This is a genomic window from Kouleothrix sp. (assembly GCF_046328425.1).
In the GTDB taxonomy this organism is placed as follows: domain Bacteria; phylum Chloroflexota; class Chloroflexia; order Chloroflexales; family Roseiflexaceae; genus Kouleothrix.
The window spans coordinates 135429-149144 of sequence record NZ_JAXLWP010000014.1; the positions used below are offsets into that span (position 1 = coordinate 135429).

The following is a 13716-nucleotide window of genomic DNA, read 5'->3' on the forward strand; positions in this document are numbered from 1 at the left end:
TCGTTGCTCCAAGAAGCAGGCTCTCAGCCCCCAGAGTGGCGCACAAAGATCGGGGCAGGGCCAAGCGCGAAGGAAAGCTTGCCGCTCTCGGCGAGGGCAGTGCTGGCCGCGCCGCCAAGCGCGGTGACGGTAGCGCCGGTGGCGCGCGTGCGAATGGCGGCGCGCTGGCCCTCGGGCGCCCACAGCACGTCGATCGCCTCGTCGCCGCGGCGCAGCTGCATGTCGTAGGCTTCGGGGCCGCTGATCGCGATCATGTCGTCGAGCAGCACCGTCCCGCCGCCGATAAACTGGTCGTCGCCGTCGTCGAGCACGATCGCCACAAGGCTTGCGGGAAAGCTCAGCTGGCCATCGCCGCCGGGTGTAATGCGGTTCCAGGGCGCCACAGGCCCGCCGAGCGGCGCCTCGAGCAGGCGCCAGCCGGGCGGCCCAACCGCGCCAAGCGCGTACTGCAGCAGCTCGCCCTGAGCATCCTGCAGCCACACCTTGAGCTGGTGGCCCGACCCATCGCCATACACCCACATGCCCAGCGCGTAGGGCGTGCCAGGGATGGCCGCCGGCCGGTCGCGCCGGAACACCACGTAGTCGTTGCCATTTGAGGGGAAGCTGTAGTCGAGCCGCGCGGCGGCGCGTCCGCTATGGGTACGCTGGCCGGTGAGTGTGAGCGTACCATTTGGCTGATCGCCGCGGCGCCACGCGCCAAACGCCTCGAAGTCGAGCACCGTGCTACGGCCGAACAGATCGCGCAGGCCCACGAACTCGGCGCCGGCCGTCTGGCGCGCGAGTGTCTGGAACGCGTAATACGCCGGCTTGAGCCTGCTGTAGTCGGCGCGGCCCGCGCCTAGTGCCACCAGGCCATAGGGGTTATTCAGGTCGTCTTTCAGCGTGTACCAGAAGATCCGCTCGACGCCAGCGCGCCACAGCAGCAGCAGACCGCGCGCCAGCATATTCGCCTGCGCGGCCTCGTCGATCGTGCCGGTGGCGTCGTGGTCGCTGGGGCCGCTGGCCCAACCCACCTCGGTAACCCAGATCGGCTTGTCGCCCCACTGCGCAGCCAGCGCGCGCACGCCATCGGCAGCGGCCAGCAGGTTGCCGCGCTCGGGTGTGGAGGGGTCGATATACGGGTGGATCGCCAGGATATCGAAGCTGCCCCAGGCGCCGGCCTGGGCCACCTGGCGCAGAAACGCCGTGTTGAAAGGGTTGACGCCGCCAATCAGCACGCGCGCGCCTGGGTCGGCGGCGTGTATGGCGATGCTGGCGCGCTTGAGCAAAGCGGCGTAGGCGGCCGGGTCGGGCGCGGGCTTCCAGAACAGCGGGTTATCGGGCTCGTTCCAAATTTCCCAGTGGTGAATGTAGTGGCCGTAGCGCTGCACCACCGCCGCGGCAAACGCCGCGAAGCGCTCGGGGTCGGGCGCGGCGAACGACAGATCGCTGGCGTTATCGGTGGCGTCGGGGGTGGCCCAGCCGGGCGGGTGGCCCAGCACGCCCACGATGCTAATGCCGTGGGCCAGCAGCGCGCCGAACGCCGCGTCGGTGTAGCTCCAGTCCCAGGTTTCGGGGCTGGGCTGCACGCGCCACCACTGGATGTCTTCGCGCGCCCAGGCCGCGCCGGCCTGCGCCACCAGCCCGGCCGGCACATCCATGCTCGCGATGTCGGTGTAGCGCGTGGCGAGGTGGGTGTTCAGCCCAAACGGCGTATCGGCGAGTATGGCCGGCAGGCGCTCGGCGGCAAGCGGCGCGGGGCGCGGCACGGCCGCCCACGCCAGCAAAACCGCACAGATCAGCAGAATGTTGATTCGGCGTTGGCGCACCACAACCCAGCCAGCTCGTACTCAGACAAATGTTCCGCGATTATAGCCGAGCGGTTGGCGCCTGTCGAGCACATGCGGGTGACGATATCGTCACATTAGCCGACTGGCTGGAAGCCGCCGCCCTGTCGGTCGGACGCGCGGGCGGCGTCGAGCACCTGCTGGGTATGCAGGCCATCGACGAATGTCGCGGCCGGCGCAAGCGCCGCGCGGTCACCGGCAAAAAACGCGCGCAGCGCGTGGCCCAGGTACAGCGTTCCTTGTGGAAAATCGCCGCCGCGCAGGTCGGCGGGGGTTGCGTGCTCGTAGGCCGGCGTAATATCCTCGGGCGCGCCGTCGGGCGGGATATGCAGCAGCTTGCCGCCGACCCAGCGCAGCGTGCCGGCCGCGCCATACAGCGTCACGCTATTGGGCTCGTTGGTGCGGGTGATCGAGCTGCACTCGATCGTGGCCAGCGGCCCGCGGGCGAAGCGCAGCCGTAGGCTGTAGTAGTCGTCGCTGGTCACCGGGCGCGGCCCGTCGGCGGCATTGCGCTCGGCCACAAACGTGTGAAGGCTGGCCGCCACCGCCGCGACCTCATCGGCCAGCAGGTAGCGCAGCAGGTCGACCTGGTGCGAGCCGAAAGCGCCGAGCGCGCCGCCGCCGCGCGCCGTATCGCTCCACCAGTTCCAGGGGCGCGCGAGGTCGGCGCGCGAGCTGCTGATCACCTGAAACAGCACGTGCCGCACCGCGCCGATCGCACCATCGGCCAGCATCTGGCGCGCGCGGATGAGCGCCGGCAAAAAGCGCAGCTCGTGGTCGATCAGCGCGAGCTGGCGCGGGCGCTCCTGAGCGGCGGCCAGCATCGCGCGGGCCTGCGCGGCATCGAGCGCGGTGGGCTTCTCGCACAGCACGTGCTTGCCGGCGGCCAGCGCCGCCGCCGCCATCTCGCGGTGCAGGTCGGGCGGCGTCACGATGCTCACCAGCGCCACGTCGGGGCGCGCCAGCACCGCGCGCCAATCGCCCGTGGCGAACGGCACGCCCAGGTCGCCGGCGATCCGCTCGGTCTTGGCCTGGTCGCTGCCGGCGAGCGCCACCACCTGTAGCCCGGCGGCGCGAAACGCCGGCACCTGAATGCGCGCGCCCCAGCCCGTCCCTATGATTGCGATGCTCATTGGCGCTCCTCTTCTCTACTCAGCCAGAAGTGGGCGTTGGCGCCGCTCGGGGCGCCGGTCGCCGATCGCCGAAAGGTGCGCGCCCAGCTGCTCGAGGCTGAGCAGGTTATGCACCGGCAGGAAGTCGTCGACGAACGGCAGGGCGGCCTGGATGCCGACTGTCAGCGGCTGGTAGTCGCGGCCGCCGAGCAGCGGGTTGAGCCAGATCAGCCGGTGGCACGAGCGCTGCAGCCGGGCGATCTCGCGGCCGAGCAGCTTGGGATCGCCGCGGTCCCAGCCGTCGCTGATCAGCAGCACCACCGCGCCGCGCCCGAGCACGCGCCGGCCCCAGCGAAAGTTGAACTCTTTCAGCGTTTCGCCGATGCGCGTGCCGCCCGACCAATCGACCACCTGCTTGCTGACCATGCCGACGGCGTCGTCGATATCGCGCTCGCGCAGCAGCCGGGTAACGCGGGTGAGCCGGGTGCCGAACACAAACGCCTCGACGTCGTGCAGGCCATTTGAGATCGTGTGCACGAACTGCAGCAGGATGCGGCTGTAGCGATCCATCGAGCCGCTGATGTCGCACAGCACCACCAGCGGGCGCTGGTGCATACGCGGCGCGCGCCAGGCCAGCTCGACCGGCTCGCCGCCGTAGCGCAGGTTGCGGCGCAGCACCCGGCGCATGTCGATCTGCGTGCCCACGCGGCGGGTGGCGCGCTTGCGGCGGGTCTTGCGCAGCTCGATACGCCACTGCATGGTCTTCAGCAGCGCCTTGCAGGCCTGCACCTCTTCCCAGCTGAACGTGCCGAAGTCTTTGCTGCGCAGCGCCTCGCCGGGGCTGTATGAAAGCAGGATCTCGATCTGCTCCTGCTCTTCGCGCGCGTTCTCGTCGGCGGGCGGGGCGTCGCCGCCGGGCGGGCGGCGCAGGCGCAGTGGCTTGGCCGGCATCTTCATCACCGGCAGCGCCATCATCAGCGGGTCGGACGACTGGACGCGCCAGAAGAAGCCGAACGCGGCGTCGAACAGCGGCAGGTCCTCGCGGCGGCGGATGAGCGAGCAGCGCGCGGCGGCGCGGAAGTCTTCGCGCTGGCCGATCGGCACGTGCTCGAGCGCGCGCACCAGCTCGAGCGCCTGGCCGGGGCTCACGTCGACGCCCATCTCGCGCAGCAGGTAGGTGAAGGCCAGCACGTGCTTGAGCAGGTGGCCGCCTTCGAGCGGCTTCGGGTCGTTCATCAGTCTCTGCCGATCTCACAGCGGGCCAGGGGACGCGAGCCTCCGTGCCCCTGGCTGCTTGTTTCGTAGCTAGCGCCGGGCCTTCTCGACCAGCGACTTCACGGCGCCGGCGCGCACCTGGTTGATGTCGTCCTGGTACTTCAGGATCGCGCCGAGCGTATCTTCCACCGAGCTGATCGACAGCTCCTGGGCGTCGAGCGCCACGAGCGCCTGGGCCCAGTCGAGCGTTTCGGCCACGCCGGGCAGCTTGTACAGGTCGAGCTTGCGCAGCTCCTGCACGAACACCGTCACCTGGCGCGAGAGCCGCTCGGAGGCGCCGGGCACCTTGGCGGCCACGATCTGCTGCTCTTTATCGAGCGCGGGGTAGTCGATCCAGTAGAACAGGCAGCGGCGCTTGAGCGCGTCGTGCACCTCGCGGGTGCGGTTGCTGGTGAGGATCACCGTGGGCGGGCGCGCGGCGCTGATCGTGCCGATCTCGGGGATGCTGATCTGCCAGTCGGAGAGCAGCTCGAGCAGAAATGCCTCGAACTCCTCGTCGGCGCGGTCGAGCTCGTCGATCAGCAGGATGGGCGGCTGCTCGTCGTTGGCCTCGATCGCCTGGAGCAGCGGGCGGCGGATCAGGAACTCGGGGCCGAAGATCTCGTGCATGGCCTGGCGCGCGTCGGCGGCGCCGATGCTTTCGAGCAGGCGGATCTGCAGCATCTGGCGGGTGTAGTTCCACTCGTAGATCGTTGTGCTGACGTCCAGGCCCTCGTAGCACTGCAGGCGGATCAGCCGCCGCCCGGTGAGCGCGGCGAGCGTTTTGGCCACCTCGGTTTTGCCCACACCGGCCTCGCCCTCGAGCAGCAGCGGCTTCTGCAGCTTCAGCGCGAGAAAGATCGCCGTGGCAAGCGGCCGATCGGCGACGTACTGGTTGTCGGCGAGCGCCTGCTGCAGCTCATCGATGGTTGCGAAGTTCATGGTCACGCGGCCCTATCTACAAAATCGGATGGGCCTTATTGTAGCATACTCACCTGCTGCCGCAGCGCGGCCCGCCGGCAGCATACGCTGTTCGCTTGATCACGTGATTGCGCGCCACGAGGCATGCGCCACCGGCCTTGCAGCGGATGCCGGCATTGTTTGTTCCACAGAGTTTACGCCGCAGCAGAAAAAGCAAGCCGGGGGCGGCTGCGCCACCCCCGGCCTGTCCGGGGCAAAAGAGCTAAAGGTAGGCCCGCGCTACTGGATGTTGAACACCTGATCGTCGGTGTACGAGCCCCAGCCGAACTGGTTGTAGGCCTTGATCTTCCAGGTGTACTTCTGGCCGGGCTGCAGATTGTAGACCCAGAAAGTCGACTCCTTGCCGTCGACGTATGCAGTACCCGAGCTAAACGTTCTGCCGCTGCCATCGACCATGCGCAGGCGGTAGAGCAGCGCGCCCGGCACGGCCTTCCACTTCAGCAGCACGCTGTCGCGGCGCATCGACGAGTTGTTGCGCGGGTCGGTCACCGTCACCACCGGCGGCAGCACGCCCGCGTCGGCCGCTGGCGTCGAGAAGAACTGCTGCTGGGCAAACACGTAGCCGCTGGGCGTCTCGACGCCGACGCGCCAGTAGTACACCGTGCTCGCCTTCAGATTCGACGTCACCAGCGTGCCAACCTGGTCGGTGACGGGCTTCGAGATGTCTTTGGTCGCGCTGACGACGATCGTCGAGATCGGGTCAAACAGGCCATTGCTCGACACCTGCACCAGGTAGCTGCCCAGCGTCGTCGGGTTCCACAGCAGGGTTGGCGCGAGCGAGGTGATCGCCTCGCCGTTGCCAGGGTAGCTCATGCGCGGGATCAGATCAAAGCCGGCGGTAGGAACGAACGTTTTGCAGCCCTCGGGCGCACAGGTAGCGTCGACGAGATGAGCAGCGCCGCGCGGCGCACCTGCGACAAGCCCAACCGACAGCACGAACAGCAGCACAATGCTGCACAACCGAATGATACGCATGGATCAATACTCCACTTTTTCTTTGAACCAACGAAGGTGAGGTTTATTGTAAAAAGTGGAGATGAACATTATGTGACGCGGCGGCCACTTCCGGCCGGCGCCATGACCAAGGCGCACCAGCGCGCAGCGCCGCGCCGCGAGAATATATCTCAGCCCGATGAACGCGGGCCGCAGCGCCAACGAGCGCAGCTTTGGCCCAGCCATCGGCGGCGGCGGCCTTTGCAAGCTCTAGGCGCTCGCAGAGCGCAAGAGCCCGCGCACGCGCAGCTAAAGGAAAGATGAAGGTAAACTAATGCGCGCATATCGATTGAATGACGTTTTGTTCACCCGCCCTACGGCGCATCAAAGCGCGTGATCAGCTCACGGCCGAGCAGGCCCAGCAGCACCTCGTAGGGCGTGCCGGCATTCTCGGGGTGGTACTCAAGCGCGCGCGCTCGAAGTACTGCACGGTATACTGCTGGCCGGTGTCGGGGCGCGTGGCCGCAAACGGCTCGGTGATCGGCAGCCCCAGCAGCGGCAGGCCGCCAAGCTGCTCCCAGCGCGCGCGGAACGGCGGGCACAGCGAGTGGCCGCTCTCGGCGAAGAAGCGGCAGCCGGGCGCGGCACCGCCGACCTTGGGCTGGGCCTGCCAGTCGACGCCGAAGCGGCTGAGCAGCGCCACGCCCAGCAGGCCAAGCTGCACCTCGTAGGGCGAGCCGGCGAACTCGGGGAAGTACTCGAAGCGCGCGCGCTCGAAGTACTGCACGGTGCGCGGGCGGCCGGTGCCGGCTTCCGGCTCGGTCAGCTCCTCGGTGAGCGGGTAGCCAAAGCGCGCCAGGCCGCCGTTCGCCTGCCAGAACGCGAGGAACGCGCCGCGCAGCGCGTGGCCGGTTTCGGCGAACACCCGCCCGCCCGGCGCGGCCGGCGGATCGTACTCGACATACACCGGCGCGCCCTGCTCGTCGAGCCGCAGGTTCAGCACGCCATTCTCGGGAAAGATCAGAAAGCGCGTGCGGCCGTTCCAGTGGCGCACCAGCGCCTCGCGGCAGCCGCAGGGGATCTGCACCACCTGGTTGCCGGCGTCGGTGTTCCACAGCACGTCGACGCGCCGGCTGCCGGCAAAGCGGTACCAGTAGGTATTCGGCATATCGCCGCGCCGCCCATCGGCCGGCACCTCGGCAGCCACCAGGCCGGCCAGCGCGCCGGTGAGCGCGCGGTAGGCCAGGAACGCCGGCTTGCGCAGCGACGGATCGTTCGGGTCGAGCGGGAACGTGCGGCGCAGCAGGCCGTAGTGCAGCTCGTGAAATGCGTCGTTGTACACCGGCTGGTCGTACGGCGCGCTGGGGATGGTGTCGTTGCGGAAGTCGTACCAGAAGACCTTCTCGATATTCGGCTGGGCCATGGCCATTACGTACAGCCGCGCGAGAAACTGGGCCTGGCGATCTTCGGGCACGCCCGGCCAGCCGCGGTTGGTGGGCCAGCCGATCTCGGTGAGCCACACCGGCTTGGCGCCATAGCGCCCGATCAGCTCGTCGAGCCGGCGCATCTCCTCGGGGAACGTCTCGGGATGATCGCGCCGCAGCGGCTGGCCTTCGGGCGAGTCGGGGCGGTAGGGGTGCACTGCAACTACGTCGAAGCTGGCCCACGCGCCGAGCTTGCCGAGCGCGTCGAGGTAGTCGAAGTAGTCGTAGGTGGTTGGCGAGGGCGGCACGCTCCACACCGAGGCCAGCCCGCCCAGCACGATTGTGGCCTCGGGGTCGGCGGCCTTGGCGGCGTCGTGGGCTACGCCGAGGATGCGCGCGTAGTCGCCGATCTCGTACAGGCCGCTCGAGTAGCCCGAGCCGGTAAGGTTGGGCTCGTTCCAGATCTCCCAGTGCTTGATCTGCCCGCTGCGCCCGTAGCGTACTACTGTCTGGTAGACATAATCGCCCCAGTCTTTGATCCAGGCGTCGAGCGGCGGGGCCTGGCCCTTGAACCAGGCCGGGTTATAGTCGAGCAGGCCAAGGATGTGGATGCCGGCGGCGGCCTGCGCGCCAATGCTGCGGTCGTAGTCGTAGAAGCCGCTGCCGTCGCCATTCCACGCGAACGGGCCGCCCGGCTGGCGCTGCACGCGATCCCAGAAGATCTCTTCGCGCACCCACTGCACGCCGGCCTCGCGCAGCAGCGCGACATAGCGGTCGACCTCGTCGGCGCGCACGCGGTTGCCGATCGCCGTCACCATGCCGAAGGGCGAGCCTTTGTCGCGCGCGGGCGGCTGGGCGCGCGCAAGCGGCGCCGCCGGCAGCAGCGCGGCGGCCAGCACGGCGGCAAGCAGCAGCGCCGCAGCGGCACGTGAAGCATTACGGTGCGGCATAGGGGTCTCCTTTATCTGTGCTGCGCGGGCGTGGCCTGCGGCAGCATGGTACTTGTCGATCTTCTTGTGTGCGGTTTGTCCACGCGGCGCGCGCACAAACCGCACACAATTGAAATAACAGTACCGCAAAAGCGTAGGGCATTAGCGGCTGACGCGCAGCAGGCGCGCGAGGCTGCGCGCGGGGCCCTGGCGCGCGGCGGGCAGGCGCACAAACAGCGGCCGCGCGAGCGTCTTTGGCAGCAGATCGGGGCGGTGGCGCGCGACCAGCGCCACGTAGCCGGCGAAGGCGCGCCACCACTGGCCGGCCGAGCGGAACGCACCGCCGGCAGAAACGCCCGGCGCGCGCGCCGCCCGCGCCCACGCCACAAAATCGCGGTGGTACAGCGCCGGGTGGTTGAGAACCAGCTGGGCGCGCAGCTCGAGGTCGTGCCGGCGGGCGTTGGCCAGCATGCTGCCATTGCTGCGGCGGTAGCGCGCCAGCGGCCGGGCGATATGCAGCCCCTGCCAGCCCGCCCCAGCCAGCGCCAGCCAGAAGTCCCAATCTTCGTAGCCCTGCGGCCACAGGTTGCTGCCGAAGCCGCCAACCTGCGCCCACGCGGCCTTGCGGAACAGCACGATCGGCACGATCGGGCAATCGAACAGCAGCTTGCCTAGGCTGTAGGCCCCGCCCGACCAGACGCGCTCCTCGGCGCCGAACATGCGCACGTCGGTGTACACAAAGCCAACCTCGGGGCTGGCGTCGAGCGCGGCGACGGCTGCCTCCAGCATCGCCGGCTCAAGCAGGTCGTCGGCGTCGAGCGTAAGGACGTACTCGGCGCGCGCGGCCGCGATACCGCTGTTGCGCGCCGCGCTCAGCCCCAGGTTCGGCTGAGCGGCCAGGCGGATGGCACGGCCGGGGTAGGCGCCGATCAGCGCGCGCGCCACCGCCGGGCTGTCGTCGGTGCTGCCGTCGTCGACGATCACGATCTCCCAGGGCGCGAATGTCTGCGCGGCCACGCTCGCCACCGCGCCAGGCAGAAAGCGGCCGTGGTTGTAGCAGGGTATCACCACGCTCACGCGCGGCGCGTCAGTCGCCTCGGGCATCGAATTCCTTCCGCGCCTCCCAGGCGCTGCTCCAGGCCACCGCGCGGCGGATGCCCTCGTCGAGCGGCACCTGCGGCTGGTAGTCGAGCAGCTCGGCGGCGCGGCTAATATCGGCGATGTAGCGCGTCACCTCGCCCACGCGCTTGGAGGGCTCGACGGTGATCTGGCCGGGAACATCCAGCGCCTCGGCGATCAGCTCGGCCATGCGCACCAGCGTGTTGCCCTGGCCATAGGCCAGGTTGATCGTCTGGTTGCGCACCTGGCCGCTCAGCAGCCGCTCGATCCCGGCGACAATCCCGCCGACGCAGTCGTCGATATACGTGAAATCGAGCGTCTTCTCGTGGCCGTACACCGTGACGGGCAGGCCCTGGCGCATGCGCTGGATGAACAGCGGGATGACGCGCTCCATGCGCTCGATGTCGTTGTCGTAGCGGCCGTACACATTCGAGAAGCGAAACACCAGGTAGCGCAGGCCATAGCAGCGCGCATACGAGTACACCAGCGCCTCGCCGGCCACCTTGCTGGCCGAGTAAGGGCTCTCAGTGAACGAGAAGTCGGCGTGCTGCTCTTCGGTGATGTAGCGGTGGATGTCGCCATACACCTCGCGCGACGACGAGAAGATCAGCGGCAGATCGTTGTGGCGGCAGTACTCGAGCACGTTGAACGTCAGCGCGATGTTCTCCATGGCCCGGTGGGGGAACTGCACCAGCTCGTGCACTTTGGCGTTGGCGGCCAGGTGCACCACCAGGTCGGGCTGCGGGTAGGGCACTCCGCCGATGCCGCCCGCGAAATCGCGGTACGGCGCCGCGAGATCTTGCAGCATCGTCACGACGCGGTCGGTCCAGCTGTTCAGGCGCTTGTCGACGCCAAACACACGGTGGCCGGCATCGAGCAGCCGCAGCGCCAGGTTCGTGCCGATCTGCCCGCTCGACCCGGTGATGAGGATGTGCACAGGCTACCTTTCTGCCAGAAACAGCCACGGCGCAATCGAGCGCAGTGCCAATTGGCCGCGGCGCAGCCAGCATTTTACCCGAAAACGCAGCGCAAATGGCACCGCCCGCACTAAACGGCGGCGTAATGTCACGCGCGGGCGCTGCTGCGGGGCCGCGAACAGCGTAGCGGCAACCGTGGCGCCGGGCGTGATCTCGTGAGCCTGCGGCAGCGGCGCAGGCTCACGCCCAGGCTGCCGGGCCAGCCGGGCGCAAGCCCAGGCCACTAATCGCGGGCCATACAGCTGGGGATGCTTGCGAATGATCTGTGCGCGCGCGTCCCATTCATGCGCCACGCCAGCGCTGCTCAGGCTTGGCCCATGCCGGCGATACGACACCAGCGGCGCTGCGATGTGCGCGCCTAGCCAGCCCGATTGTACTACGCGCAGCCAGAAGTCCCAATCTTCAAAGCCGTGGGGAAAATGGGCCGCATCGAAACCGCCAACCTGCTGCCATGCCTTGGCCCGTACCAGCGCATGCTGCGGGATAAAATTGTCGAGCGCCAGCCAGCGCAGATCGAACGGCACGCTGGGCCACACGTGGTCGTCGTCGCCGATCATGCGCATGCCGGTGTACACAAAGCCCAGCTCGGGGCGCGCTTGCAGCTGCGAAACCGTCCGCTCAAGAAATGCAGGGTCGAGCAGATCATCGGCGTCGAGAAACACGAGCAATTCGCCCTGCGCCGCGCGCGCGCCGGTGTTGCGCGCCGCCGCCGCGCCGGCGTTAGGCTGGTGGAACAGGCGGATCTGCCGTTCGGGGTAGGCCACGATCAGCTGCTGTGCCACCGCCAGCGTGGCATCGCGGCTGCCGTCGTCGACGATCACAATCTCCCAGGCACTATATGTCTGCGCCACCACGCTGGCCACCGCCTCGGGCAGAAAGTGCGCGTAGTTATAGCAGGGTATGATCAGCGATACCACAATCGGCTTGGATTGAACGTTTACTGCTGCCACTTTGGTGGCCTTCCGCCATAGCGAATGCGCCGCCAGGCCGGCCGAAGCCGCAGCCGCAATGGGTAGCTGCGCCGCACCAGCCGCTCACGGGCCGCGCGGGCCTGGCCAACATAGCCGCCGCCGGATCGCTTCCACCATTCCCATGCGCCGACGGCAATGCGAAAGCGGTGATTACGCTCGTACTGGCGCAGCTCTTCAATCGCGGCCGACGCCGCGACCACGCCACCGTCGCTGCTCCACACGGCGTCGCGCCGCGCCGCACGCGCGCAGGCCAGGTCTATCTCTGCGTCAAGCTGCGCGCCCATCTGCTCGATACTAAACTGCTCGGCGATGCGCCTGCGCGCGGCGGCCTGCATGGCCGCCAACTGGCGCGGCGCGCGCAGCAGCCACTCCAGCGCCGCAACATAGCGCTGCTCTTGGTGCTGATCAGGCTTCACCAGCACGCCGCTATCGGGTGTTACCAGCTCACGCTGCCCGCCCGAGTCGACCGTAACGGGCACAACGCCGCAGGACATAGCCTCGAACAGCACCAGTGCCAGCCCCTCGTAAGCCGAGGGCAGAAACAGGATATCCGCCGCCGCCATGAGATCGCGCACCCGCGAAGCTTCCACGGCACCCAGCAGCAGCACCCGCTCGCGCAGGCCGTGGTCGCGCACAAATGCCCGCAGCCACGGCAGATCCGGCCCATCACCAGCCACCACGCAGCGAAATGGCAAGCCTGCCCGCGCCAGCTGTAGCAGCACGCGCGCCAGCACCTGCGGCTGCTTCTGCGCGGTGATGCGTGCGGCATGCAGCAGCACCCGCTCGCCCACGCCAATCGCCAGCTCGGCGCGTACGCGCGCGCGCGCGGCTGGGTCGGGGCGCCAGCGCGCCACATCGGCCGAAGTATAGACCACAGCGCACTGCTCGGGCGGCGCTCCATGCTCAACAATCCAGTCGCGCAGCTCGGCCGAGCTGGCAAGCTGCCGATCGAGCAACAAGGCGTACTCGGCGCTGAAGCCAGGGTTGCCCTGGTTGGCGCAATCGGGGTCGCGCATATGCGTGTAGTCGAGCAGTGCGACGCGCGGGTGGCGCGCGCGCAGCCAGGGCAGCAATCGGTAGCCCAGCACGCTATTGCTGATCAGCACTGCGTCGGCCCGGCGCGACTCGATCAGGTAGCTCAGAAAGCACGGGATGTCGGCGCGGCGCAGAAAGTGCTCGGGGACAAACACATCGGCGTATTGCTCGAACTCGGCGAGCAGCGGGTGCGATCCTGGCATCGTCGCGCACACCGTGCAATGGTAGCCACGCGCCGCCAGCTGCTGAAGCAGCGCCAGCGCGAATGTGCTGACACCGCCCATATCGAGCCGGGCCATCAGCAGCAGCAGGCGGCGGCGCCCCGGTAGCGCAAGAGGGTTCGTGAACGGCGGCTGCAGTCCAATCGGCGCAAACGGCCGATCGTCGTGCGGCGGTAGCTGTGGCAGGCCATCGCGAAAGAGCGCGGGGTAGCGCTGGCGCATTTCGCGGCGGAATGCTGCGTAGTGGCGCGGATCATCGCGCACAGCCCACGTATAGCCAGGGTACTGCTGGGGATGCTTGCGCCGCTGGTGCACCAGGAACTCCGCAATATCGCGGCCCCAGAAGCCCTGCGCCGCGCAGCGCAGCCATAGCTCGTAATCTTCAAGGCCGCGCGTGCGTGCCTCATCGAAGCCGCCAACCGCTTCGAACACGGCGCGCCGGATCATCACCATCGGCGTCGCCATATTCTCGAATAGGAAATGATCGCGCGTGCCAAAACCGCGCGGCCAGCGTAGCTCTTCGGCCCCAAACACCGTGCTCCAGCTTGTGGCAAACGCCGGACGCTCGTCGCTATGCAGCAGCCAGGCCAGCTTCTCAAGCGCAGTTGGTGCGATCAGGTCATCGCTGTCGAGGAAGAACAGCAGCGGCGCGCTAGTGGCAGCCACGCCAGCGTTGCGCGCTGCCGGCAGGCCGCGGTTGGGCTGGTCGATCACGTGGATGCGCGCGTCGCCGCCGCGCAGAGGATCGAGCACGCGCAAGGCAGCCGAATCAGTGCTGCCGTCGTTGACGATCACCCACTCCCAGTGTTGCAGTGTTTGCCGCCGCACCGCAGCAACGGTTTCCTCGAACAGCACGCCGGTGTTATAGTAAGGCGTGATAATTGCAACGGCGGGCACAGGCGGTTTGTTTGGGCTCATAGCCATCGGTTTCACA

Annotated in this window: 10 protein-coding genes; all 10 read right to left on the bottom strand. The window is 68.2% G+C overall.

Annotation, left to right across the window (positions count from 1 at the left end; all coding sequences use genetic code 11):
• Window positions 1-23: 23 nt before the first annotated feature.
• Window positions 24-1808 carry a glycosyl hydrolase gene (locus tag U0177_RS14665; RefSeq protein ID WP_409571388.1) on the bottom strand — a complete coding sequence of 595 codons (1785 nt, stop codon included), beginning with the start codon at window positions 1806-1808 and terminating at the stop codon, window positions 24-26.
• 95 nt (window positions 1809-1903) lie between these two features.
• A complete protein-coding gene (locus U0177_RS14670; protein WP_409571389.1) occupies window positions 1904-2959 on the bottom strand; it encodes a Gfo/Idh/MocA family protein in 1056 nt (351 codons plus the stop codon).
• 15 nt (window positions 2960-2974) lie between these two features.
• Window positions 2975-4174 (bottom strand): vWA domain-containing protein, encoded by a 1200-nt coding sequence (locus U0177_RS14675; RefSeq protein ID WP_409571390.1) that lies wholly within the window; start codon window positions 4172-4174, stop codon window positions 2975-2977.
• 69 nt (window positions 4175-4243) lie between these two features.
• Window positions 4244-5134 (bottom strand): AAA family ATPase, encoded by an 891-nt coding sequence (locus tag U0177_RS14680; RefSeq protein ID WP_409571391.1) that lies wholly within the window; start codon window positions 5132-5134, stop codon window positions 4244-4246.
• Between the two features lie 258 nt (window positions 5135-5392).
• A complete protein-coding gene (locus U0177_RS14685; RefSeq protein ID WP_409571392.1) occupies window positions 5393-6148 on the bottom strand; it encodes a hypothetical protein in 756 nt (251 codons plus the stop codon).
• Window positions 6149-6503: 355 nt separating this feature from the next.
• Window positions 6504-8480, bottom strand: a complete 1977-nt coding sequence (locus U0177_RS14690) for a glycosyl hydrolase (protein WP_409571393.1) — start codon at window positions 8478-8480, stop codon at window positions 6504-6506.
• Window positions 8481-8621: 141 nt separating this feature from the next.
• On the bottom strand, window positions 8622-9563 hold the full coding sequence (locus U0177_RS14695; protein WP_409571394.1) for a glycosyltransferase family 2 protein: 942 nt from the start codon (window positions 9561-9563) through the stop codon (window positions 8622-8624).
• Window positions 9547-10515, bottom strand: a complete 969-nt coding sequence (locus U0177_RS14700; RefSeq protein ID WP_409571395.1) for an NAD-dependent epimerase/dehydratase family protein — start codon at window positions 10513-10515, stop codon at window positions 9547-9549. The genes U0177_RS14695 and U0177_RS14700 overlap by 17 nt, the downstream gene beginning before the upstream one ends.
• A gap of 3 nt (window positions 10516-10518) precedes the next feature.
• Complete coding sequence (locus U0177_RS14705; protein WP_409571396.1) at window positions 10519-11505, bottom strand: glycosyltransferase; 987 nt, start codon at window positions 11503-11505, stop codon at window positions 10519-10521.
• Window positions 11493-13700 carry a glycosyltransferase gene (locus tag U0177_RS14710; RefSeq protein WP_409571397.1) on the bottom strand — a complete coding sequence of 736 codons (2208 nt, stop codon included), beginning with the start codon at window positions 13698-13700 and terminating at the stop codon, window positions 11493-11495. Before U0177_RS14710 ends, U0177_RS14705 begins: the two co-directional genes overlap by 13 nt.
• Window positions 13701-13716 lie beyond the last annotated feature (16 nt).